The sequence below is a fragment of the Streptosporangium vulgare genome, assembly GCF_042428775.1.
Classification (GTDB): Bacteria; Actinomycetota; Actinomycetes; order Streptosporangiales; family Streptosporangiaceae; genus Streptosporangium; species Streptosporangium vulgare.
This window is the reverse complement of the sequence record NZ_JBHMBS010000002.1, coordinates 627,389-650,881: the sequence shown is the minus strand read 5'-3', so window position 1 is coordinate 650,881 and position 23,493 is coordinate 627,389. Positions and strand designations below refer to the sequence as shown.

Sequence of the window (23,493 nt, the reverse complement as noted above, 5' to 3'; positions counted from 1 at the left end):
CGGTCCTTGCGCACTGGACCGGGAACTACGCGCTCGACATCAGTCGAACCTCCTTCATCGCATTCCACTCATCACATGCGACTTCGTGTCGCACGATCGGGTTGGCCCAGGAGGCGTAGGTCGGGGTGAAACACAACTCGACCTTGTCGCGCCTGGCCCAGGCTCGGACGCGCCAGTTCTTGTGCGCCGACAGGTTGTCCAGGATCACATAGATCGGAGCGCCGTCCGGGCGGGCGGCACGGATGGATCGCAACGCGGACCAGGTGTGGTCGATGCCCTTGCGGCACCGGTTGACACCCCACAACGTGTCGTCGCCGACGGAGCGGCAGCCGTGAAAGTAGGTGGTCCCATGGATGCGGTGATAGGTGGCCGGCAGCCGGTCCGGTCGGCTCTGGGGCGCCCAGCCCGAACCGTGTGCCGGGCGGATGCCCAAAGGGCCGAACTCATCGAAGGCGAACGTCCGCTCCGGCCGCTGGGTCAGGGCGTACTCGATCCGGTCCAGCTTGGCCTCGAAGTCCGGATCCGGGGATTCCTTCCAGGTCTTGGTGCGCTGGAGGGAGATCCCGCGCCGCCCCAGCAGCGCGCGTAACGCCTCCCGGCCGATCTTGATGGCCCGGCCGGGAAGAGCCCACAGGTAGGCGGCGAGTTCGCGGATGGACCAGCGGGTGAAGGGCTGCCCGAGCCGGACCGGTCGGGTGGTGGCCGTCGCGGCGACGAAGGCTTCCTCGTCGTCACTGAGCAGGCGGGGACGGCCTCCCGCCCACCGAGGGTCCAGGCAGGCCAGCCCCATCTCCTTGAACGGGTGAATGACATCGCGCACGGTGTCCTCATCGGCGACCACCAGCCGAGTGATCACCGGGACGGTGTTGCCCCCGGCCGAGGCCAGCAGGATCATCGCCCTCCGATACCTGACCGAGCTGGTGCCACCCCGGCGCACGATCTGCTGCAGCTTCTGCCCTTCGGCGTCCATCAGTCTTCGTACTCTGACCGGTTCCACCACCCCGCGCCTCCTCGCATCAGCTGGACCTGTGAAGACATCCAACCGGCGCCAGCGGCTACACGCGAGACCGGTATAGGTTTCCGGTCACAGCACTACGTCTACGGATCAGAAGGTAGGGGTTTCGAATACCTGCGGACGCACACGTGCGAGAAGTCCCCTGAACAGGCATTACACCGTCAGAGGACTTCTTCGTTGATGTCGTCGGGTATAGGTGAAGTCATGATCTTCCTGAGACGTGCAGCGCACACCGCCGTACTCACCTTCGTGCTCGTCCCGATCACCGCCGTCCTCACCACCCCGCAGGCGGCGGCCGAACCGCGTAAGCGATCACAGACGGAGTCCGCGGCCCTCGCTCGGCACGTGCTGGCTCAGCTCAAGGTCGCCAGGCCCCTGTCCATCCGGGGCTACAGCCGCGAGCGGTTCCACTCCCGATCGGCGCACCGCAAGGGCAGGTGCAACACGCGGGAGATGGTCCTGGCCCGCGACGGGCGGAACGTACGCCGCAACGCGGCCTGCCACCCGGTCAAGGGGCTCTGGTACAGCTCGTACGACGGCAAGTGGCTGAAGAACGAGAAGTACGCGGACGTCGACCACCTGGTGCCGCTCGCCTATGCCTGGCGTTCGGGCGCCAAGAGATGGAGCCAGGCCAAGCGGCGCGCGTTCGCCAACGACCTGGTCCGCCCCGAACTGCTCACCGTCAGCCACTCCGCCAACATCGCCAAAGGCGGCAAGGGGCCGCAGAGCTGGCGCCCGCAACGTCGCGCCCACTGGTGTCGGTACGCGACCTCGTGGATCACGGTGAAGCGCCACTACCGGCTCTTCGTGACCCGCAAGGAGAAGGTGGCCCTGCTCAACATGCTTCGCACCTGCTGAAGCCGACGTTTGCCGACGCCGCCTCGATCCATCGGTAGAACCCCGAGCGGGACGCCTTCAGGACCCGGCACAGCCGCTTCACGCCGAAGGTGTCCCGATGGTCGTCGACGAGCCGGAGGCGGCTCACCGGTTGGTTCCGGCCCCCGGCACCGAGCACGCAGTACGAGATCGGCACCGGGGGTGAGGGCTTGTGCCGCGGATCCGCGGGTTCGTGTCGCGGATCCGCGGTCACGTCGAGACGACCGTCAGACGGCCGTGCGCGACCACTGCTGGTTGGTGCCGGTGTTGCACGGATACTGCTTGAGGATCACGCCGTCCGCGGTCGATGCGGCCGGTACGTCCACGCATTTGTTGCTGTGCCGTGCCCGGAGCTGGAAGTAGGTGCCGTTGCTGACCATCTGGAAGTGCTGGTTGTTGCCGAAGCCGCAGGTGTACTGGACGAGCTCGGCGCCGTCGGCGGTCGAGGCGCCCACCACGTCAAGACACTTTCCGCTGTGGCGGTTGACGATGCGCCAGTAGCCGCTGCCGACGTCCTGGAACTGCCACTGCTGCCACGCGTTGCCGTTGTAGGTGTACTGGTCGACGCGCGCACTGTCGTTGGTGCTCGCTCCTTGGACGTCCATGGCCTTGCCGCTGTGGCGCGCGTTGATCCTGTAGGTCACCGTCGGCGGAGGGGTGACGTCGCCGACGGCGTCGCCCCAGGCGTACCTGACCCGGTTGGCGCCGTGGCCGTTGCGGACGGTCACGCTGAGGTTGGTGCCGCTGCCGCCCATGACGTACATCGAGTACCAGTCGTAGCCGATGGTGCCCGGCTTGCCGCCGAGGGCGGGCCAGTAGGTGCCGCCCATCTGGTTGTCCCGCATGACCTGGGCCATGGCGCGGAGGTAGCGTACGAAGTTGTCGGTGCTGGTCGGGTCGGCGTAGTTGAGGCCGGTGGACATCGGCGCGCCGAACTCGGTCGCGACCGCGCGGTGGGCGCAGTTGCCCAGACGCGTCTGAATGTGGCTTCGGAACTCGTCGTAGGTCATCGGGCTGTAGAAGAAGGCGTAGTAGTGGAAGGACAGCAGCGTCGAGTTGAAGCGGCTGTCGTTGCAGATGTCCCGCAGGTCCTGGCTGAAGCCGGTGCCGCCGATGAGCACCCGGCCGGGCACCGCCGAGGTGTGATAGCCGAGCCAGTTCGCCGCGACGTTGCGCCACTCCGTCGACGAGTAGCCGTGCGGCTCGTTCATCGGCTCGAAGTAGACGTTGCTGTTCGAGCCGTACGTGTTGATCACGCTGGACCACATCGTGTTCCAGGCGGTGAGGTTCGTGATCCTGCCGCCTGAGGCGGCGCCGTCCTCCCAGTAGGCGAGGATGACCTTGAATCCACGCTCGGCGGCGGCGTCGATGGCGCCGCGGTAGGAGTTCCACCAGGTCGTGTTGGCCACGGTGTGAGTGTTGATGGGCAACCGGATGGTGTTGATGCCCATGATGTATTCCATGTTGTCGTAGAGCGAGTTGGCCTTCGCGCGAACCGTCGCGTTGCTGTCGGACTGGCTCAGTCCCTGCACGACGAGCGTGCCGGTGCTGAAGTTGTCACCCAGCACGGCCCAGTTCATGCCTCGGAACTGGCTGGTCTCGGCATTGGCCGACGGTGCGGAGACGACGAGGCTTGTCGCAGCGGTGAGCGCGGTCACCACGAGGGCGATCAGTAATCGACGCAACGACCGAGTGCGCCGCGACGGTCCTGATGAGTAACCATCGGAGGCCATGATCAGTGCCATAAATGTCCAATCACTGGGGACGGAGGGACACCGCGGGCATCCTTTCCGGAAACCGGGAAGGAGACGGCGAGGGGCGACATCACAGCTGCGCGCTCACGGCTGGACCTGGGGGGAAGGAGAGTGCATCAACGGACGCACGGAGAATTGTTAGCGATAACATTTCTGCGTGCATCTCGTCCCTGCGGGCTTGGCGGTGGGGCGATCGGTTCTCGATGAAGGCCCGACGATCGGGTCGCATTCATGTTTCTATTGCATTTCCGCAAAGTGTCAGGGTTCGCAAGGCGGGATGTCAATATCTCGCTACCAGAAATTCGTCCCCATGCGGTCGACATTCCGCGGCGGTGGCAATGCCGGTCTCCGGGGCGGAGGCGGCCATATCGCCTGTTCAGCCTTCTTCGGTGCGTGGCGGCCGGAATCTCCGCGGCCACTCACGACGAGGAGGCCTTCTTCGTCCGGACGCCCACCACACGACCGGCGAAGCTCGGGCACCACTGCCTGGGAACGCATCGCGGAGTCCGGCGAGGCGCCCGAGCGGTCGTTACAGCCTCAAGATCAACGGAGCCTGCTGTGAGTGGGACGGGCATACTGTCGGCCATGGCTTCTCTTGTGCACCACATGAGCGTCGACTGTGCGGACACCTACCGGCTCGGAACCTTCTGGGCCGAGGTGCTGAACACCAAGATCGGCGAAGACGACCACCCCGGTGACCCCGAGGCACTGGTCGAGACGGAGGGCGTCTCGATCCTGTTCATCGCCGTCCCCGAGGGCAAGACGGTCAAGAACCGGCTCCACTTCGACATCCAGCCCACCGACCGCACTCGCGACGAGGAGGTCGAGCGCCTGCTCTCCCTCGGTGCCACCCTGGTCGCCGACCGCCGCCGTCCCGACGGCACCGGCTGGGTCACCCTCGCCGACATCGAGGGCAACGAGTTCTGCGTCGAGCGCAGCGCCGCCGAGCGTGCCGCCACCGCGTCCTGACCTTTCTCGGAAACCTGGCAGGCGCTCCGTTACTCCCGGGCGGTGATCTGCTTCGCGGTGGCGAGGAGGCGTTTGGCGGTGTGCTCGACGTCCAGATCGACCATCGACACGATGCCGAGGCTCGCCTCGAGCGGCCGCCCCTCACCGTCGTAGAGCGGCACGGCGATGCCGACCGCGCCCGGTGTCAGGTTTCCGCGCGACACCGCGTATCCGCACCCCCGCGCCTCGACGACCGCAGGCGGGTCGTCGGCTCTGGGCGGCCGGGCCAGCATGATGGCGAGGCCGCTCGCCCCCTGGTCGAGCGGGTGCCGGGCACCGCTGCGCTGGGACAGGTGGAAGATCGCGTCGGACGGCTCGACGACCGCCAGCACCACGGCATCGGCCCCCTCCGACATGACGCACTGCGTGGTGACGCCGAGCTCTTCGGCCAGCGTTCGCAGGTAGGGGATGACCGCGCGCTGGAGCTGCGGGTTGGCCTGCCGGGCCAGCTGGATCACGCCCAGCCCGAGCCGGTAACGCCCCGAACTGCCCTCGGCGGCGAGGCGGTGATTGCGGAGCGTGGTGAGCAGCCGATAGACCGCCTGCCGGTGCATGCCCAGCGCCGTGGCCAGCTCCGCGACGGTCATGTCGCGGTCCTCTACGGCGAGCAACTCCAATAGTCTCAGGCCGCGATCCAAGGTCTGGGATCCGCTGCCCTGATTCCCGCCGTCTCCGGCGCGATCATCAGCGCTCACGCCAAGCCACCCCCACCGCTGTTGGTTTTCCCAATGCGCACTGTATCTGTATTGAACAAATCTGATGTCACTTGTCGCACGAGAGTCAACTTATGACAGTCCGATCGGCTGCGGCATTACGCCCGGCGATCCGGCCGAACGCGAGACATTCGGCGATACTACCGCCACCTGTCGGATAAAGCAGGCCGTGTAATGATCCTAGCTCACCGGCGGAGTAGAGATTGTCTATCGAACCTCCGTGAATCGAGGCCACACGCGCTTTCGCGTCGCGGCGCGGACCTCCGACCGTATGCGAGCCACCCGGCCATAGCGGAACTGCGAAATAGCGGTCGCCGCCGATCGGGGCCAGAGTGATGGGGTCGCGGCCGAAGTCGGCGTCGACGCCCGCCGCGCAGTGCTGGTTGTAGCGGGAGACCGTCTGCTCCAGCACGACCGGATCGAGCCCGCAGGATCGGGCCAGATCCGGGATTGACCTGGCGGAATGAATCCAGCCCCGCCGCAGTTCGGCCTCGTTGTCCTCACTCCAGGTGTAGTCCCGCACCGGTCCGGTGGGGCCCGAGTAGGTCGGGACCAGCGTCGCCCGCTCGAAACGGGCTTGATCGAATATCCACCACGTCGGAATCCTCGGGTAAGTGAGCTGGTCGGCGTCCATCGCCAAAAGCGCCAGATGGGCGGCGTGCTGCTTTCCCGGTTCGCGGATGAATCGCCGGCCCGACCCGTCGACGAAGATCGAACCCGGTGCCGGCTCGCCCTCGGCCGGTCCGAACCGGCCGGATCCCCACAGATCGATGGCCGTTCCCCCGGTGTATCCGGCGTCGGGGAATCTCGCTACGAAATGTCCTGGCCAAACATTCATGTGCCACAGTTCGGCGCCGATTTCGGTCGCCATGGTGATGCCGTCTCCGGTGTTGTGCTCGGTGCCATAGAAATGCACCGGAGTGACCGGCAGGTAGTGCGTTTTGAGTCGTTCGCTGGCCTCGTAGCCGCCGACCGCCAGCACGACACCGCGGCGTACGCCGATCCGTTGGACCCCGTCGGCGCCGTCGGTCTCCACCCCGACGACCGCGCCTCGTGCGTCGGTGAGCAGCCACTTGGCTGCCGTCGCGTACCGGACCTCGATCTCGCGCTCGGTGACCAGGCTCCGCAGGAAGCCGTGCATCGGGCAGCCGGTGTAGCCGTCGGACCCGCTCGTGGGCTGCGCCTTGTAGACGCTGATCGACTCGTGACCGGGCAGGGAGGGGTGCTCGCCGCGGATGTTCAGTCTCTGGTACTTGCCGCCGTGCCGGTCGAGCCAGGCCGGGGTGGCCGCCGTCTCCTCCGCCCAGGTGCGGATCAGGCCGGGGTCGATCATGGCCAGCTCGCCGTTGACCGCGTACAGCGCGGACAGATACTCCACCGCGCCGTCCACGTCCTCTGGCACGAGGAAGAAGCCGGCGGCGTAGCGGCTGTTGGGCCGGTGATCGTCGGCCGGCTGCTTCTCGATGACGAGTACTTCCGCGCCCTCGTCGTGAGCGGTCACCGCGGCGACCGCGCCGGCGTCGCCCAGGCCGAGTACGACGACGTCGACGCTCCGATCAAAGGGACCGGTGTGGTGCATCGCGACCTCCTTGGCCGAGGGCTGTCATCGCGACTGTCCGGTGAGTCCGAACAACTTGGCCGCGTTCTCCTTGAGGATCTTCGGCCGGACTTCCTCCCGGATGTCGATCTTGGCGAAGTCGGCCAGCCAGCGCTCCGGAGTGATCATCGGGAAGTCCGATCCGAAGAGCACCTTGTCCTTGAGCAGCGTGTTCGCGTACTGCACCAGCTGGGGTGGGAAGTATTTCGGCGACCATCCGGACAGGTCGATGTACACCTTCGGCTTGTGCATGGCGACCGAGAGCGCCTCGTCCTGCCAGGGGAACGACGGGTGCGCGAGAATGATCTGCAGGTCGGGGAAGTCGGCGGCCACGTCGTCGACGTGCATCGGGTTGGAGTACTTCAGCCGCAACCCGCCGCCGCCCGGTGTGCCCGCACCGGCGCCGGTCTGGCCGGTGTGGAACAGCGCGGTGAGCCGGTGCTCGGCGATGACCTCGTAGAGCGGATAGGCCATCCGGTCGTTCGGGAAGAAGCCCTGCGAGGTGGGGTGGAACTTGAATCCGCGGACGCCGTACTCCTCGACCAGCCGCCGGGCCGCCCGCACGCCCGCCGCGCCTCGATGCGGATCGACGCTCGCGAACGGGATGAGCACGTCGCCGTGCAGTGCCGCCTGCTCCGCGATCTCCTCGTTGGTGGGTGTCTGCTCCCGGCCGCTGACGTGCATCGAGTCGACGCCGAAGACGATCGCCGCCATGTTCCGCTCGCGGTAGTACTCGGCGATCATGGGGACGGTGAACTTCCTGACCGCACCGGCCTTGAAGTAGTCGGCCATCGCCGAGAAGTTGTCGTTTCCCGGCTCCGGCGTTTCGTGGACGGAGATCTGCACGTGGGTGTGCACGTCGATCGCGTCGAGCGCGGTGACGTCCATCACGTCACCTCACCTTCGTCGGTGACGATCGCGGTGGGGGTGCCGGTCAGCACTTTCCCGATGTCCATCACGTCACCTCACCTTCGTCGGTGACGATCGCGGTGGCGGTGCCGGTCAGCACTTCCACGCCCGCCGCGTTCACCGCCGAGACGGTGAGCTCGGCGCGTCGCTGCCCGTCGACCGTGTCCACCGAGGTCACGGTCGCCGTCGCGGTGATCGTGTCGCCGGGCCAGACGGGCGCCTTGAACCGGGCCCGGTAGCGCCGGATGTTCTCGTGCCCGAACCAGTCGGTGAGCACGCGGCCCGCCAGGCCCATGGTGAGCATCCCGTGCGCCATGACGGTCGGGTTGCCGGCGATCTGGGTGGCGAACGGCTCGTCGGTGTGCAGCGGATTGAAGTCGCCACCGGCGCCGGCGTACATCACGATCTGCGTCCGCTTGAGGTCCGTCACGACGACCTGGCGTACTTCCTGGTCGGGGGTCACGGTCATCGGCCCGCCTCCGGGGTGTCGTCGTCGCTCTTGGGGGTGACCGTAACGGAGACCGTGGTCGAGCGGGCGACCAGCTCTTCTTCGGCGTCGAAGAAGTCGACATGCCGCTCGGCGAAGTCGAGCACGCCCTTCCCGCCGGTCTTGCGCCAGGTCCGTCCCTCCCGCTTGCGGGCCGTCAGCGTCTCGCCGATCCGGATCGGGCGGAAGTACTCGAACTCCTGCTCGGCGTGCAGGCCGCCGCCTCCGCCGGATGACACGCCCGGCCCGGACCCGGAGCCGTTCCAGGGCCGGTCGGGGCGCATGCGCAACCCCCAGTCCGGGTCGAACTGGGCGAAGGCGATCGGGAAGGTGGGCGGGACGAGGTCGGCGTCCTCACCCAGGGCACGGGCGAAGGCCCGCACATGGCCCTGCTCGATCGGGAACGGTATGCCGGTCACGACGCTGTCTCCTCTGCTTGCAGGTGGCGGGTCGCCACTTCACGGGCCGACGCGCGGTTGATCTTTCCGGCCGGACTCCGGGGGAGCGAGTCCACTCTGACGATCCGGCGCGGGCGCTTGTAACCGGCGAGCCGCTCGGCCACATGCTGACTCAGTGTCTCGTCCTCGACGTCGCCGAGCGCGCTCGCCGGGGCGACGACGGCGGTCACGATCTGGCCCCAGCGGGGATCGGGAACGCCGACGACGACGACATCGGTGATCTTCGGGTGGGTGAGCAGCGCCTCCTCGACCTCCTCGGGGAAGACCTTCTCGCCCCCGGTGTTGATCACACCGTCGCCGCGGCCGAGCAGGATCAGCTTGCCGTCGGCGTCCAGTGAGGCGAGGTCACCCGGCGCCGAGTAGCGGACGCCGTCGATGACCCGCCAGACCCTCGCCGTCCGGTCCGGGTCCTTGAGATACCCGACCGGCTGTGGTCCGGCGCTGGCCAGGATGCCGATCTGTCCGGTGCCCGGCTTGATGTCCTGATCGTTCTCGTCGAGAACCCGGGCCACGGGGGCGAGCGTGAACCGCCCGTCCACCAGGTCGGCCTCCGAGCGGGCCATGGCGAGCCCGAAAGGCCCGCCTTCCGAGGCCGAGATGTTGTCGATCAGGGTGAGGTCGCCGCCGTGCCGCAGCAGTTCCCGCTTGATGCCGACGCTCCACACGACGCCGGAGCTGGTCATCTTGCGCAGGCTGGCGATGTCGTACGGCTTCCCCGAGCTCTGGGCGGCGGCGAGGGAGTCCACCAGGGGGCGGCCGAACGCGTCGCCGACGATGACCATCTCGGTGACCGCGTTCTGCTGTACGGTCCGCCACACCTCGTCCGCGTCGAGGGATTTGGAGGCGCAGAAGCAGATCGTGCCGCCGCCGTACAGGGAGCGCAGCGTCTGCAGCAGGCCGGTGCCGTGGATGAGCGGCGACATCGGCAGCACGATGGGGGCGGTGAACTTCTCGTGCAGCTCGCGCACTCGCGCCCGCACGTCGTCCGGTGTCTCCGGCGCCTCCATGCCGTGCTGGCGGAAGACCGACGCGATGATGCCCAGCAGCCCGTCACGGTCCCAGACGACACCCTTCGGCCGGCCGGTCGTGCCGCCGGTGAGCAGGATGATGCCGTGCGGGGAGTCGGTGTCCGCCCTCCGGTGGACCGGGCCGTGCTTGGCCGCCCACTCGAAGGGGACCGCCGGTGCGAGCGGTTCGCCCTCGGATCCGGCTTCCAGGAGCAGGTTCAGCTTGGGAAGGTCGTCCATCCGGTGAACCTGGTCGGCCAGGCCGGTGTCGTAGACGAAGGCGACCGCGTCGGTGTAGTCGAGCACATAGTGCAGCTCTGGAGCGAGATAGCGATAGTTGATGTTGACCGGCTGCGCCCCCAGCTTGAACGCGGCGAGGATGGTCTCCAGATACGCGAACGAGTTGTACAGGGAGATGGCGACGGTCGAGCCCACGCCGACCCCGCGTTCCGACAGCGCCCCGGCCAGGCGCGCCGCGCGGGCCTCCAGCTCGGTGTAGCTGATCGACCGGTCGCCCTGGATCATCGCGGGCCGCTCTCCCGCGGCCTCCGCCGCGGCGCGCAGGGCCGTGGCGATGCTCATCTTCTGCTCGGTGAGGGAGGAGGTGGGGGAGGAGGTGGGGATGGAATCAGGCAAGGTGGCCTCCGATTCGGGTGTGACCGCGTAGCAAGTCGCGCGAGAGGATGAGCCGCTGCACCTCGTCGGTGCCTTCGAAGATGCGCATCGCCCGGACGGCGCGATACCAGCCTTCGAGGGGGAGCTCCTTGGTGTAGCCCATCCCGCCGTGGATCTGCAGCGCCCGATCCACGACGCGGCCGACCATCGCGGTGCAGAAGAGCTTCGCCATCGCCGACGCGTGTCTGGCGTCGGCCCCCCGGTCGACGTCCCAGGCGGCCCGGAGGGCGAGCCATCGGGCCGCTTCGAGCTCGGTCTCGGAGTCGGCGATCATCCACTGGATCGCCTGGTTCCGGCCGATCTTGCTGCCGAAGGTCTCGCGCAGGCCGGCGTAGTCCACCGCCATCGTCAGACAGCGCTCGGCGATGCCGACGCAGTGCGCGGAGATCACGTAGCGTCCCTTGCCGACCCAGCGCATGGCGAGCTGAAAGCCGCCGCCGACCTCGCCGAGGACCTTGCCGGCCGGCACTCGCACGTCGTCGAAGGAGAGCGAGGCGGGCTGGTGCCAGCTGCCCATCGTGCTGATGGGCGAGGAGGTCCAGCCCGCCTCCCGGTCGACGAGGAACGCGGTCGCCCCGTGGCGGGCGCCCCTGTCCCTGTCGGTCAGCGCGATGACGATCGCGTAGTCGGCCTCGTGGCCGTTGCTGATGAAGGTCTTCTCACCGCTGATCAGCCAGTCGTCGCCGTCGCGCCGCGCGTACGTGCTGATCGCCCCGGCGTCCGACCCCGCGCCCGGCTCGGTCAGCGCGAAACAGCCGAGGCGCTCGCCCTCGATCGTCGGCTTCAGGTACTCCTCCTGCTGGGCCGCGTCCGCGCCGTACAGGATGTTGTCGGCCTCCCCGCCGAAGCGGAAGGGTACGCAACTCTTCGCCAGCTCGATGTGGATCAGCGACTGGGTGACCGCGGGAAGCGCCATCCCGCCGTACTCCTCGGGCGTGCTGAGCCCCCAGAAGCCGAACTCGCGCGCCTTGGCCCGCAGCCGGTGTTCCTCGTCCCGGGGCAGCCTCGCGCCGCCCTCACGCACCAGCCTGAGGAAGTCCTCTTCCAACGGAAGGATCTCCTTGGCGACGAAGGCGCGCACGGTGTCGCGGATGTCCCGTTGTTCGTCACTCAGTTCGAAGTCCATCAGGTCCCCTTCGACATGCCGGTCATCCGGCCCGAGGCGGCAGGGCGTGGGCGCGCACGTTGGAGATCATCGCGGCGTCCATCATCCAGTTGTGGGCCCGCAGCGGATCGGCCACGATCTCCGACATCTGAAGCTGGAACCTGCGCCGCTCCGACTCGTCCTGCTCCGCCATCGCGGTGGTCGTGCGGTGGGTGAGCTCCTGTACCGCCTCGACCGCGGCCTTGCGCCTGCGGTGCGCCCAGGCGTCCAGCACGTCCGGGGTGGCCTCACCGTGGAGCACCGCGCTGAGCTGGATGGACAGATCGAACGCGTCGTGGATGCCGCCGTTGAGACCCATGCCGCCCATGGGGCTGTTGACATGCGCCGCGTCGCCGAGCAGCAGCACCCGGTCCCGGCGGAAGGTGTCGGCCACCCGCTGGTGCACGGAGTAGATCTTCCGTTCGCGCAGCGGCAGTTCGGGGTGGTCACCGAAGACGCCACGCAGCCGGTCCGCGACGTACCGGTCGGAGAGGGCCTCCTCGCCGGTGACGTGGGGCGGCACCGAGACGACGAGCCGCCAGACGTCCGGCACCCGGAGGATCAGCAGGTGCTCCACGGGGTCGGCGATGTAGTTGACGTCACAGATCCCCGGCAGCAGCGTCTCCACCGGATAGTCGATGCTCAGCACGAGATAGCGATGCTCGTAGGTGAGCCCCTCGAACGAGCTGCCGAGCGCCTTGCGGATGGTGCTGCGCGCGCCGTCGGCGGCGAGCACCCAGCGGGCCGCGATCCGCTCCCCTGACACGGTGGTCAGCAGCGCGCTGTCCTCGTCCTGGCTCACGTCCGCCACGCCTGTGGCGAGCCGTATGTCGACCGGGGCGGGACACTCGTTGATCGCGTCCTTGAGGATCTGGGTGTACTTGTACTGTTCGAGCTGCAATCTAAAGGGATAGTCGGTCTCGCCGGCGAGTGTGCCGAAGTCGAACTCCGCGATCAGCCCGTCGCGGCGATCATGCACCTGGTACTTCCGCGCGACGATGCCGGCCTCCAGCATCGTCGTGACGACGCCGAGGTCGCGGGCGATCTCGATCGTCGGCGGGTGGAAGGTCGAGGCCCGCCACTCGGTGCTGAGCCGGTCGCCCTCCTCGAAGACGGTGACGGACGCGCCGCGCCTGGCCAGGGCGAGGGCCGCGGTGAGCCCGACCGGGCCGGCGCCGACCACGGCCACGTCGAGGATGCCCATCACTTGCTCCACTCGGCGATGTGGTCGCACATGATCCTGGCCAGATCGGGGCGGCCCTGGAAGTAGTGGTCCGCCCCCTTGATCTCGACCAGCTCACGCCTGTCGTGCGCGACGGCCTCGTACATGGTGCGGGCGTGGCTGGGGAAGGCGGCGCAGTCGGCCGATCCGTACACGACCATGACGGGCGCCTGCACCTCGGGGAGGGCGACGTAGGCGTTGGCCCGGCTGTGGTCGTAGCTCCACTGGCTCAGCCAGGACCGCAGGCTGGTGAGGTGACCCAGCGACGCCGGCTGGAAGTTGGCCGCCCAGGGGCTGCCCCAGAGGGTGCCGGTCCGCCTGTCGGAGGGGTCGAGGGCGAGGTCCAGGAAGCGCGGGTCGGCCGCCGTGCCGTGCACGACGAAGGGCAGGTCGTCGGGCGCCACCTTCTCCCCGTCCGCCGACTCGCGGACGTGTCCGCGCAGCGCTTCGAGCTGCTCGGTGACCCAGCCGGAGATCCGGCGGCTGCGGTCGATCTGGGCGAGGCGGTAGCGCTCGACGAATTCCTCGCCGTAGGCCGGGCCGTTGGCGGGGTCGAACATGTCGAGCGAGTCGTCCCGGTCGAAGGGCCGCCGCTCGTCGGTGATGGCCGGATCGAGCCCCTCGGTGTAGACGACCGCCCGGCCGGGGTGCGCCATGGCCATGACGACCTTGTCGGCCGGGATGAGCCCGGCGCCGGCGAGGTCGACGGGGTCGCCGGCCGGGGTGTGGGTGATGGTCGGGTTCTCCGCCTGCGCCTGGTAGAGCGCGGCGAGACCGCCGCCGCCGGAGTTTCCGACCAGGACGATCCGCTGGTAACCCAGCTCGCGAAGGTGCCGGATCGCCGCGCCGATGTCCAGGAGGCAGTTCTCCATGATGAGCGCGGAGTCGTTGCCGACGTAGCGGGTGGCGAGCCCGACCGCGGCCACCCCACGGTCGGCGAGCTCTTCCAGGGCGTAGTGACCGATGAAGTTGGACGCCGGGTGCACGATCAGCACGGCGGTCGACGGTGGCCGCAGATCGTTCTTCCAGAGGGTGGCCCAGATCTTCCCGCTCATCCGGGCGACACCGGAGTTGATGTCCAGGCGTCCGCCAGGCGTCATCGGTATGGGGAGTAGTTCGCGAGACAGCACGAGGCAGCTCCTGATCAGCGCGGATGGGGCAGGGATGGGGTCGGTGGCCGCGCGCTACCCGCGCGCGGTCCACTTCCGCAGCGTCTCGGCGCCCGCGCGCGCGTCGGCGTCGTCGAGAGGGCGGGTCTGCAGTGTCAGCTCGATCCGGACCCCGTTCGGGTCGAAGAGGTACAGGGACTCCCAGACCCCGTCATGGTCGACGATGCCCACCGTCTCCACGCCCTTGGCGGCGAAGTGCGCCTTCCACTCGTGGAGCTCCTCCATGGAGTCGACGTTGAGTGCGATGTGCCGCACCCAGGAGGGCACCGAGTCGGGGCCGGGGTTGGGCATGTCGTCGACCTCGAAGAAGGCGATGGCGCTGCCGTCGCCCAGTCCGAAGAAAGTGTGCAGGTAGGGGGTGCGGGCTCCGTTGGAAGGCACCTCGTCCAGCTGGATCGCGGTGAGCAACTCGCACCTGAGGACCTCGGTGTAGAAGTCGTGCGTTGCCTGGGAGTCCCACGTCGGATAGGCGATGTGGTTGAGCGAGCGCGGTGCGCGGAGATCGGCTGTCGCCATCATCTGATCCTCAGCGTGTCAATTATCGGACAAGTAGTCCGGAATTTGAATTGATTGTCTGTTCGTGCATGTCAACTTGTCAACCGCGGTCTGAGGGGATCACCACGCTGCGCAGCGCCTCTCCGGCGAGCAACCGGTCGTAACCCTCCTGTGCGTCGGTGAGGCCGAACGTTCCCGAGACGTACTCGTCCAGCGGCAGCCGGCCGTCCAGATAGAGGCCCGCGAGCAGGGGCAGGTCCCGTGACGCCACGCAGTCTCCCCAGATCGAGACCCGGATCGACCCTCCGGTCAAAAACAGCCGTCTCAGCGGCACCTCGGCCATGTCCCCCTGCCTGGGGGCGCCGACGATCACCAGCCGTGAGCCGGGGGCCCGCAGGCCGTCCGCCGTCGCGAAGGTGGCGGGCCCGCCGACCGCGTCCAGGACGACGTCCGCGCCCATGCCGTCGGTCAACCGGCGTACGCGTTCTCCGGGCTCCTCCTGGGACGCGTCGATCAGATGGGTGGCGCCGAACCGCTCGGCGACGGCGAGTTTGCCGGGATTGGTGTCGATCGCGATGATCCGCCGCGCCCCCGCGTACGCGGCCCCGGCGATGGCCGCGATCCCCACGCCACCGCATCCGATCACCACCACGTCGTCGGCCGGCCCGGTCCCCGCGGTGTTGACCGCCGCGCCGAAGCCGCTGGGCACGCCACAGCCGAGCAGCGCGGCTATCCGGGGCGGCACCCTCGGGTCGATCGCGATCGCCTGCCGGGCGGGCACGATGACCCGTTCGGCCAGGCCGCCGATGCCGAGGACCGGGGTCGCGGCGACGCCGTCGCCGAGGCCGACCTTCGGCCGGCGGGGCAGCCTCGACGCGCACGCCGTGGGCCGTCCCGCGCGGCAGTGCTTGCAGGTCCCGCAGGCCACCATCGGCGCGACGACGACGCTGTCACCCTCCGCGACGCCCGTCGCCCCCGGCCCCAGGGTCTCGACGACGCCGGCCACCTCATGGCCGACCAGGTAGGGGAAGTCGGTCCCCGACGTGCCGTGTATGAAGTGCACGTCGCTGTGGCACAGCCCGCAGGCGGTCACCCTGATCAGCACCTCGTCGCCGGTCGGGTCCCGCAGCGGGATGTCCTCGACGTTCAGTGGCCCGTGCGCCTCTCGGACGACGGCGCCTCGGTAGCAGGCGGACATGGATCACTCCTCGGATCGGGTCGGCTGAAGGTCAGTACCAGCGGGGCGCGTCGGCCGCGGCGGTGTCCACGATCACCGTCTTGAGCTCCGTGTAGGCCTCGTGCCCCACCCGGCCGAGCTCTCGGCCGACGCCCGACAGGCCGACGCCGCCGATCGGGGCGTCCAGCGCCAACGCCCCGTAGGAGTTGATCCAGAAATAGCCCGACCGCACGGCTCTGGCGGTCGTGAGCGCCCGGTCCAGGTCACGGGTCCAGCAACCGCCCACCAGGCCGAAGGGTGAGTCGTTGGCGAGCGCGATCGCCTGCTCCACGCCACCGAACCCCTGGACGGTGAGGACCGGTCCGAAGACCTCGTCGTACACGATGTCGGGCACGCGGGGCAGTCCTGAGGGGATCTCCAGTACGGTGGGCGCGACGAACGCGCCGTCGGGATGGACACCGGGCGGCCGACCACCGCCGGCCAGCACACGCGCGCCCTGGTCCACGGCCGTGTCGATCATCGCCCGGACCCTGGCCGCCTCCCCCGCCGAGATCAGCGCGCCCAGCTGGGTGTCCGGCGCGAACGGGTCACCGACCCTGATCGAACGCGCCACGTCGGCGACCCGCTCGACGAACGCGTCCGCGATCGAGTCCTCGACCAGGAGCCGGGAGCCGGAGAAACATCGCTGACCGGCGTTGCGGAAGATGCCGCCGACCGTGGCGTGCAGGGCGGCGTCCAGGTTCGCGTCGGCGTAGACGATGTTCGCGGACTTCCCGCCGAGCTCCAGCAGTACCCGTTTCACCCCGTCCGCCGCCGAGCCCATCACCTGCCGGCCGACCGAGGTGCTGCCGGTGAACGACACCATGCTCACCCCGGGATGCTCGACCAGCCGACGGCCCACCTCTCCCGCGCCCTGGAGCACCTGGAGGAGACCGTCGGGAAGTCCGGCGGCGGTGAGGATCCTGGCGAACACGGGCGCCGCGAGCGGGCTGAGCTCGGGCGCCTTGATCACGATCGCGTTGCCCGCGGCCAGGGCCGGGCCGGCTTTCTGTGCCGCGAACATGAGGGTGGTGTTGAACGGGATGATCGCCGCCACCACTCCCACCGGCTCCCGGAAGGTCATCCGCAGCGTGGATCCGTCCGCCGGCAGGGTGGTGCCTTCGAGGGTGGACGCCCACCCCGCCGCACCGCGCAGGTGGGCCGCCGCCACGAAGACGTCGCCGCGCGCCTCCGCCAGCGTCTTGCCGTTGTCCAGCGCGACCAGGTGGACGAGTCGCGGGGCTCGCGCCTCGATCAGGTCGGCGGCCATGCGCAGGATCCGCGCGCGTTCGTGCGGGGAGGTGCGCGCCCAGGCGGGCTGGGCCGCGACCGCGCCGGCCACGGCCTCGTCGACGAAGCCGGCCGTCGCCGCCTCGACCTCGGCGATCGGCGAGCCGTCGCCCGGATGACAGGTCGTGAAGACCGCCCCGCCGCCACCGCACAGAGCCCCCCCGACGAAGCTGTGCGCCGCCGGTAACTCCGCGACGGCGAGGTGCTCGGACAGGTTTGTGCTCATCGAGGAGACTCCTTGGGCGGATCTGTGCCGTGGCCCAGGTGCATATGCGGTCAGAAGCGTGACTGCCTGCCGGACCAGTGCTCTTTACCTCATCTGCCCATGAACGCTACCATCAAAATTCAAATATAGGACTCGTCGTCCGATAAATGGAATGAGGAGATCTCGTGGAGTTCACTCACCTCGGTCGCAGCGGTCTGACGGTCAGCCGACTGGTGCTCGGCACCGACAACTTCGGCACCCAGACGACCGAGGAGGACGCGTTCCAGATCATGGATCATGCCCACGAGCTGGGGATCAACCTGATCGACACGTCCGACGTGTACGGCTGGCAGTTCGGCGAAGGACTCACCGAGCAGATGATCGGCCGGTGGCTGTCCGCCGGCGGGGGCCGCCGTGAGCGCACGGTGCTCAGCACCAAGCTGTACGGCCGCATGTCCGAGTGGCCGAACCACGCCGGCCTGTCCGCCCTGCACATCCGGCGCGCCTGCGAGGCGTCGCTGCGGCGGCTGCGCACGGACTACATCGACATCTACCAGATGCACCACATCGACCGATCGACTCCGTGGGAGGAGATCTGGGAGGCGATGGACGTGCTCAAAACCCAGGGCAAGATCGTCTATGTGGGGTCCTCCAACCATCCCGGCTGGCACATCGCCGCCGGGCAGGAGGCCGCCGCCCGGCGCGGCCGCCCGGGTCTGGTCAGCGAGCAGACCATCTACAACCTGCTCGAACGCACCGCCGAGCTGGAAGTCCTGCCCGCCTGCGCGCACTACGGCGTCGGCATGATGCCGTGGTCGCCGCTCGACGCCGGCCTGCTCGGCGGGATCCTGCGCAAGGAGCGGGAGAACCAGATGGGCACGCCGCTCCCCGGAGCCAAGGTGGCGACCCACCGGGGCAAGCGACTGATCAAGCTGGACCGGCACCGCGCCGCCATCCAGGCCTTCGAGGACCTGTGCGACGAGCTCGGCGAGAACCCCGCCGACGTGGCGATGGCCTGGCTGCTGGGCCGGCCCGGCGTGGCCGCGCCGATCATCGGGCCGCGCACCCTGGCCCAGCTCGACGCCGCCACCCGTGCCTTCGAGGTGTCCCTGGACGACAAGACGCTTGAGCGCCTCGACGTCATCTTCCCCGGCCCGGGACCCGCCCCGGAGGCCTACTCCTGGTAGGCCCCCGGGTGGGCGGCCCCGTTCAGCGGAACGTCCGCCGGGGACCCAGGGGCCCGTTCAGCGGAAGGTCTGCTGGAGACCCAGGAGACGCCGGGCGCCCAGCTTGTCCAGGTACTCCTGGTGGTCGTTGACCGAGAACACGTACTTCTCCAGGTACTCCTTGGTCCGGTCCTGGGCGGCGAGGTCCCGGTACTCCACCAGTTGCTCCCGGTCGTAGGCGTAGTGCCCAGGCGAGGACAGCGGGTGTGAGCCGTAGGGCGCGTGCGCGACGCTGTCGACGATCGCGCCTGGGATGGACACCAGGCGCGGGTCCGGGGCCGGGGCGTACTCGTCCAGGATCTCGTCCGAGCTGATGATGACGTGCTCGCAGGCCTTCGCCATCACGTCCTCGAACCGCCGCTGGCCGAAGATCTGCGTGTTGCCCTTACGGTCGGTGACCTGCGCGTGGAACAGTCCGTAGTCGGCACGCAGAGCGGGGATGGTGGTCACGGTCTTTCCGGTGTACGGGTCGGTCGTGGACCGGATGTCCTTGTTGACCTTGGGCAGGTCGGTCCCCTCGTAGAGCGCGGGCAGCGGCAGGAACGGCAGCCGGCTGGCTCCGGCCCGGAACCCGTAGACGATGTAGGCCTCGTCCGCCTCGACGATCTCGATCGACCGGCTCTCCGCGGCGCGGCGGTAGTTCGGCGCCATGCCGAGGAATTCCAGCCCCACGTAGGAGACGTGCAGCCGCCGGACGCAGCCGGCGGCGATCAGCATGTCCACGGGCGGACCGGCGCTCGGCGTCGGGATCAGCTCCAGATCCTTGACCCCGCGCCGGATCAGCGCGTTCACCAGCGCCATCGGGCCGTTGTGGGAGTGCACGCCGCCCAGCGCGATCGTGGCTCCGTCGGGGATGCCGGCGACCGCCTCCTCGGGGGTCGTCACCTTGTTCGCGCTCATCGCCTGAACTCCTTAGCCGGACCGGCGTCGCCACCGGTCGTCACCTCGCCGAGCAGGCGCACCTCGGTGACGCGCTTCAGCTCGGCTCTCCTGATCTTGCCGCCCTCGTCGACCGGCAGGTCGGTCACGAACTCCACCTCGCGGGGCCGCTTGTAGCCGGCGAGCCGTTCCGCGCAGTAGTCGAGGACCTGCTGCTCCGTCAGCTCCTCACCCGGCGCCCGCTGCACCAGCGCCTTGACCGACTCGCCGAACCGCTCGTGCGGCACCCCGATCACCGCGGCGCGGGCGACGCCGGGGCAGGCCTGCAGCACCGCCTCGACCTCACCGGCGTACACGTTCTGCGCCCCCGACCGGATGACGCCCTGCGCCCGGTCGGCGAGATAGATGTAGCCGCGCTCGTCCCGCCAGGCCATGTCGCCGAGCCGGAGCCAGCCGTCCTTGAGCACCGCGCGGGTCAACTCCGGCTGGCTCCAGTAGCCGGAGAACACGCTGGCCGCCCGGATCCGCATCTCGCCGGTCTCCCGTACGGCCACCTCTCGGTCCTCCGCGTCGAAGATCTTGACGTCGGCGAACGCGGCCGGTCTGCCCACCGGGACGATGGAGGCGGCCTCGGTGCGCAGGAAGTTTCTGTGGTCGTCCGGGGTGAGCAACGCCACGAAACCACCCGCCTCCGTCGCCCCGAACGCGTGATAGAACTCCAGGTCCAGCGCCTCCGCGAGGGAGCGGATCAGGCTCCAGGACACCGACGCGCCGCCGTACCCCACCAGCCTGAGCGCGCTCGCGCGGTGCAGGTCGAGGTCGGGCAGCGCCCTGACCAGGTCGACGAGCATGGTCGGCACCAGGAAGGCGTGCTCGACCCCGAACCTGTCGATGTCGTCGACGAACGCGGCCGGGTCGAAGCGCCTGCGCAGCAGCAGCGGGACGCCGAGGTAGGCGGTGGTCGTCACGAAGGACGCGCCGACCCCCAGCGTCAGCGGCACCGAGATCCAGGTCGGGCCGCCGCGCGGCACGTTGACCTCGCACAGGTAGTTGGCCGTGCTGGCGAGCTGCTGGTCGTGCGTGGCCATGCAGCCCTTGGACGCGCCGGTGGTGCCGCTGGTGTAGCGCAGCGAGCGCAGCTCGTCGCCGGTGCCGGTCTCGGGCACGTCACCCGGGTCACCCGAGGCGACGAGGCTCACGAACGACCCTTGGTCGTCGCCGTCGCCCAGGCCGATGGTGTAGACGCCTCGTATGCCCGGCACCCCTGTGGCGGCCTCGACCGCGGCGGGGGTGTCGCAGATGACGAGGGACGCACCCGAGTGGGTGAGGATCCTCGCGATCTCGGGCGCGGTCAGCCGGGTGTTGATCCCCACGGTGACCAGGTTGGCCTTCCACGAGCCGTGGAAGGCCGTCACGATGTGGTGGCAGTTGGACAGCACCAGCGCGACCCTCTCCTGCGCGCGGTATCCGAGCCCGATCAGCGCGTTGGCCAACCGGTTGGTCTCGATGTCCAGCTCGGCCCAGGACAGCTGGGCCTGGTCACAGATGACTGCGGGCAGCGGGCCACGTCGTACCGCGTTCTGCCGCAGCAGGTTCTCGATTCGCATGAGTGTCCGTTCGTCAGCGGCCGAGTGCCCGCTCGACCAGGTCGGCGATGAGGCCGGGGCGCTCGATGTGGACGTTGTGCCCCGCGCCGGGCAGCACGGTGACCGGGTGCCCGAGTACCCGGGCCAGGTCCGCCGGCTCGATGCCGGGATCGTGATCGCCGCAGGCCAGTTCGACCGGGCAGGTCACCTTGCGCATGCGCGCGGCCAGTTCGGGGCCGGTGGCCGGGCCGGCCTTGGCGATCCCCGGATCGCCGGAGAGCGCGTAGCCGCCGTCGCGTGCCGTGATCCCGCCGGCGCGGTCCTCGTCGGTGAACGCGGGTCCTCGCAGACCCGACACCCGCCCGAACAGCTCGCGGGCCTCTTCCTCTCCGGGGAAGATCCGGACCGGCCGGTCGGCCGTCGCGGCCCGCCTGGCCAGCTCCTCCCCGGTCCAGGAGACCTTCATCGCGATCACCGTCAGGGACTCGACCGTGACGCCGTAGGTCCCGTCGGCGATGGTCATCCCGACCATCCCGCCGAGCGAGTGACCGACGACGTTCAGCGACGCGTTCTCGCCCAGGACGCCGGCGAGCGCGGTGGACACCGCGCCCGCGTAACCCTCGGGCGAGTAGTCCTCGCGATGGCCCGAGCGGCCGTGCCCCGGCAGGTCGGCGACGAGCCACCGGTACCGGGTCCCGCGCTCGCGAAGCCGCTCCAGCACCGGCTTCCAGACGGCTCCGGACGCGCCGGAGCCGTGCAGGAAGAGCACCGCGGGGCCGTCGTCGTCGCCGCCGGACTCAAGGTGGAGGTCGGTCATCGCGCCTCCGCCTTCGTTCGCGCGAGGAACCCGAGCGCCACCTCGACGAACTCCTCCGAGCGCTCGATCTGCGGATAGTGACCGCTGCCGCCGATCGTCTCGGTCCGCGCGTACGGGATCTGCGTCGCGAGTTCCTGCCAGGTCAGCGGTGGTACCAGCCGGTCATGTTGTCCCCTGACGAGACAGGTGGGCACGGTGATGCCCCCGTAGTCGCGGGCGGGCGGGCGCACGTGCGGCCGTCGTTCGCCGCCGTCACGTCCCGGCGCGCGCAGACCGCCCGCCGCGGCGGTCTCCCACGCCCCGGGAACCATGCAGTACTCATGGCGGCGGCGCAGGTAGTCCTCGCTGTTCTTCCAACGCGGGTCGTGGAAGAGGACGTCCATCGACGGGCGCAGGCCGTCGAGCGTGCCGTCGAAGTCCTCGAGCACGGCGCGGGCCTCGGCCGCCGGGGCGGCCAGACCGGTGCCCACCACGACCATCGACCGGATCGGCCACTCGGGTGACGGCCGGTTGGCGATGTCGAGCAGCAGCCGCCCGCTGAGGGACGTACCGATGAAGTCCGCCGAGCCGACGCGCAGGGTGCGCAGTACGCCGGAGACCTGCCGTCGCATGAGACGGCGCTGGCCGCCGAAGTCGCGAAGTTTGTCGCTGTGCCCGAAGCCGACGAAGTCGAGCGCCAGCACGCGATGGTGCTCGGCGAGCGCCGGGATGCAGTTCTCCCAGGCGAGCCGGGCCGAGGCGCCGTACTCGCCGCCGTGCAGGAGGATCAGCGGAGGACCGTCCCCGGCCTCCAGATAGTGGGTCGTGCAGCCGTCGACGACAACGTACCGATCGTGAAAGCCCATGAGCGCTCAGGCCACGGACGGGTAGCGGCGCAGCACACCGTCGCGGTCGACCTGGGTCCGGAGCAGGGTGAGCTCCTCGTCGCTGGGGGCGCCGACGGTCTGCACGTCGTCGGCGATCAGCAACTCGAATCCGGTCGCCGCCTGGATCTTCTCGATGCTGCTCCACGGGTGCACCTTGATCAGGCGCATCCGCTTGCTCTCCGGCTCGAAGTCGAACACGCCCAGGGGGGTGAACACCCGCCGGGGCCCGTCGGACTCCGGGCGGAAGACCTTGGAGCGGGCGTCGCCGCCGTCGAGCCAGCCCGCGCCGCTGATGAAGTCGACCTTGTCCACGAAGATCTTCGGCGTGTGGTGCTGGGTGTAGATGTAGCTGGTCTTGAAGCCGCCGAGGAAGATCAGGCCGATGGTGCCGGGTCCACGCACCTTCGGCTTGTCCCAGTCGCCGATCATGGCCATGTTCAGGTTTCCGTGCTTGTCGATCTGCATTCCGCCCAGGAACGCGAAGTCGAAGCGCATCGCCGTCTCGAAGTCCACGACGTCGTCGAGACTGAAGTGATATTCGCTGGTCACGAGGTTGCGGTAGTCGGCCGAGGACTCGGTCAACCGCTGGATCTTCGGGTTCATCGCACCGCTGCCTCCACAGAAGAAGGACAGGTTGGGCGCGTGGGTGAGCTGCGCCAGGCGCAGCCCGGCGGCGGGAATGTGCGATGCGGCGCCCACGGAGCCGAAGGCACCGTCGGCCATCTCGTGCGAAATGGAGATCGCCATCATCTCCGCCCAGGTATAGGTCGCCTCCGGCACGTGGCCCCCAATCGGGTTTGAGCGACAGCGCAGGTCGTCGCGCTGGAACATCTCGCCGGGACAAGTGCTTGTCAGAACAGCGAGTCGCATTTATCGTAC

General features: G+C 69.0%; 21 protein-coding genes and 1 pseudogene. 3 read left to right on the top strand and 19 right to left on the bottom strand.

Translation table 11 applies throughout. The annotated features are described in order from the left end of the window. Nucleotides 1–85: 85 nt before the first annotated feature. Nucleotides 86–970: pseudogene (locus ACFFRH_RS06920) on the bottom strand (IS630 family transposase); the annotation flags it as partial. A gap of 249 nt (nucleotides 971–1,219) precedes the next feature. On the opposite strand from ACFFRH_RS06920, the gene ACFFRH_RS06915 reads away from it, so the two are divergent. Continuing rightward, the gene (locus ACFFRH_RS06915; protein ID WP_344749675.1) at nucleotides 1,220–1,873 is read left to right on the top strand and encodes an HNH endonuclease family protein; all 654 of its coding nucleotides are present in this window, start codon (nucleotides 1,220–1,222) and stop codon (nucleotides 1,871–1,873) included. A 245-nt stretch (nucleotides 1,874–2,118) separates the two neighbouring features. Here ACFFRH_RS06915 and ACFFRH_RS06910 read toward each other — a convergent pair whose 3' ends face one another. Beyond that, a complete protein-coding gene (locus tag ACFFRH_RS06910) occupies nucleotides 2,119–3,576 on the bottom strand; it encodes an RICIN domain-containing protein (protein WP_344749676.1) in 1,458 nt (485 codons plus the stop codon). A 654-nt stretch (nucleotides 3,577–4,230) separates the two neighbouring features. On the opposite strand from ACFFRH_RS06910, the gene ACFFRH_RS06905 reads away from it, so the two are divergent. Beyond that, nucleotides 4,231–4,614, top strand: coding sequence for a VOC family protein (locus tag ACFFRH_RS06905; protein ID WP_386155033.1), 384 nt, complete (start codon nucleotides 4,231–4,233; stop codon nucleotides 4,612–4,614). Nucleotides 4,615–4,643: 29 nt separating this feature from the next. Here ACFFRH_RS06905 and ACFFRH_RS06900 read toward each other — a convergent pair whose 3' ends face one another. The 12 genes from ACFFRH_RS06900 to ACFFRH_RS06845 form a co-directional block, all read right to left on the bottom strand. Beyond that, nucleotides 4,644–5,348: an IclR family transcriptional regulator gene (locus ACFFRH_RS06900; RefSeq protein WP_386155030.1), complete on the bottom strand. Its 705-nt coding sequence runs from the start codon at nucleotides 5,346–5,348 to the stop codon at nucleotides 4,644–4,646. An 85-nt stretch (nucleotides 5,349–5,433) separates the two neighbouring features. Continuing rightward, nucleotides 5,434–6,945 (bottom strand): FAD-dependent oxidoreductase, encoded by a 1,512-nt coding sequence (locus ACFFRH_RS06895; protein ID WP_344749680.1) that lies wholly within the window; start codon nucleotides 6,943–6,945, stop codon nucleotides 5,434–5,436. A gap of 24 nt (nucleotides 6,946–6,969) precedes the next feature. Beyond that, complete coding sequence (locus ACFFRH_RS06890) at nucleotides 6,970–7,851, bottom strand: amidohydrolase family protein (protein WP_344749681.1); 882 nt, start codon at nucleotides 7,849–7,851, stop codon at nucleotides 6,970–6,972. A gap of 67 nt (nucleotides 7,852–7,918) precedes the next feature. Beyond that, nucleotides 7,919–8,341: a MaoC/PaaZ C-terminal domain-containing protein gene (locus ACFFRH_RS06885; protein WP_344749682.1), complete on the bottom strand. Its 423-nt coding sequence runs from the start codon at nucleotides 8,339–8,341 to the stop codon at nucleotides 7,919–7,921. Beyond that, complete coding sequence (locus ACFFRH_RS06880; RefSeq protein WP_344749683.1) at nucleotides 8,338–8,778, bottom strand: FAS1-like dehydratase domain-containing protein; 441 nt, start codon at nucleotides 8,776–8,778, stop codon at nucleotides 8,338–8,340. Before ACFFRH_RS06880 ends, ACFFRH_RS06885 begins: the two co-directional genes overlap by 4 nt. Then, entirely contained in the window at nucleotides 8,775–10,460 is a 1,686-nt protein-coding gene (locus ACFFRH_RS06875; protein WP_344749685.1) for an AMP-binding protein, read from the bottom strand. Before ACFFRH_RS06875 ends, ACFFRH_RS06880 begins: the two co-directional genes overlap by 4 nt. Then, on the bottom strand, nucleotides 10,453–11,628 hold the full coding sequence (locus ACFFRH_RS06870; RefSeq protein WP_344749696.1) for an acyl-CoA dehydrogenase family protein: 1,176 nt from the start codon (nucleotides 11,626–11,628) through the stop codon (nucleotides 10,453–10,455). The genes ACFFRH_RS06875 and ACFFRH_RS06870 overlap by 8 nt, the downstream gene beginning before the upstream one ends. Nucleotides 11,629–11,647: 19 nt before the next feature. Next, complete coding sequence (locus ACFFRH_RS06865) at nucleotides 11,648–12,847, bottom strand: FAD-dependent oxidoreductase (RefSeq protein WP_344749686.1); 1,200 nt, start codon at nucleotides 12,845–12,847, stop codon at nucleotides 11,648–11,650. After that, a complete protein-coding gene (locus ACFFRH_RS06860) occupies nucleotides 12,847–13,965 on the bottom strand; it encodes an alpha/beta hydrolase (RefSeq protein WP_386155024.1) in 1,119 nt (372 codons plus the stop codon). Before ACFFRH_RS06860 ends, ACFFRH_RS06865 begins: the two co-directional genes overlap by 1 nt. Nucleotides 13,966–14,049: 84 nt before the next feature. After that, the gene (locus ACFFRH_RS06855; RefSeq protein ID WP_344749688.1) at nucleotides 14,050–14,550 is read right to left on the bottom strand and encodes a VOC family protein; all 501 of its coding nucleotides are present in this window, start codon (nucleotides 14,548–14,550) and stop codon (nucleotides 14,050–14,052) included. A gap of 79 nt (nucleotides 14,551–14,629) precedes the next feature. Further along, a complete protein-coding gene (locus ACFFRH_RS06850) occupies nucleotides 14,630–15,727 on the bottom strand; it encodes a zinc-binding dehydrogenase (protein WP_344749689.1) in 1,098 nt (365 codons plus the stop codon). Nucleotides 15,728–15,758: 31 nt separating this feature from the next. After that, nucleotides 15,759–17,261: an aldehyde dehydrogenase family protein gene (locus ACFFRH_RS06845; RefSeq protein WP_386155021.1), complete on the bottom strand. Its 1,503-nt coding sequence runs from the start codon at nucleotides 17,259–17,261 to the stop codon at nucleotides 15,759–15,761. A gap of 164 nt (nucleotides 17,262–17,425) precedes the next feature. Between ACFFRH_RS06845 and ACFFRH_RS06840 the strand changes: the two genes are divergently transcribed. Then, entirely contained in the window at nucleotides 17,426–18,427 is a 1,002-nt protein-coding gene (locus tag ACFFRH_RS06840; RefSeq protein ID WP_386155018.1) for an aldo/keto reductase, read from the top strand. A gap of 57 nt (nucleotides 18,428–18,484) precedes the next feature. Here ACFFRH_RS06840 and ACFFRH_RS06835 read toward each other — a convergent pair whose 3' ends face one another. From ACFFRH_RS06835 to ACFFRH_RS06815, 5 genes are read right to left on the bottom strand one after another with little or no spacing between them, the layout of a single operon-like run. Continuing rightward, entirely contained in the window at nucleotides 18,485–19,366 is an 882-nt protein-coding gene (locus ACFFRH_RS06835) for a CoA transferase subunit A (protein ID WP_344747171.1), read from the bottom strand. After that, nucleotides 19,363–20,952, bottom strand: a complete 1,590-nt coding sequence (locus ACFFRH_RS06830) for a class I adenylate-forming enzyme family protein (protein WP_344747172.1) — start codon at nucleotides 20,950–20,952, stop codon at nucleotides 19,363–19,365. The genes ACFFRH_RS06835 and ACFFRH_RS06830 overlap by 4 nt, the downstream gene beginning before the upstream one ends. Nucleotides 20,953–20,965: 13 nt before the next feature. Next, complete coding sequence (locus ACFFRH_RS06825) at nucleotides 20,966–21,748, bottom strand: alpha/beta fold hydrolase (RefSeq protein WP_344747173.1); 783 nt, start codon at nucleotides 21,746–21,748, stop codon at nucleotides 20,966–20,968. Continuing rightward, entirely contained in the window at nucleotides 21,745–22,593 is an 849-nt protein-coding gene (locus ACFFRH_RS06820) for an alpha/beta fold hydrolase (protein WP_344747174.1), read from the bottom strand. The genes ACFFRH_RS06825 and ACFFRH_RS06820 overlap by 4 nt, the downstream gene beginning before the upstream one ends. 6 nt (nucleotides 22,594–22,599) lie before the next feature. Then, nucleotides 22,600–23,361 (bottom strand): CoA-transferase subunit beta, encoded by a 762-nt coding sequence (locus tag ACFFRH_RS06815; RefSeq protein WP_344747175.1) that lies wholly within the window; start codon nucleotides 23,359–23,361, stop codon nucleotides 22,600–22,602. Nucleotides 23,362–23,493: the final 132 nt, after the last annotated feature.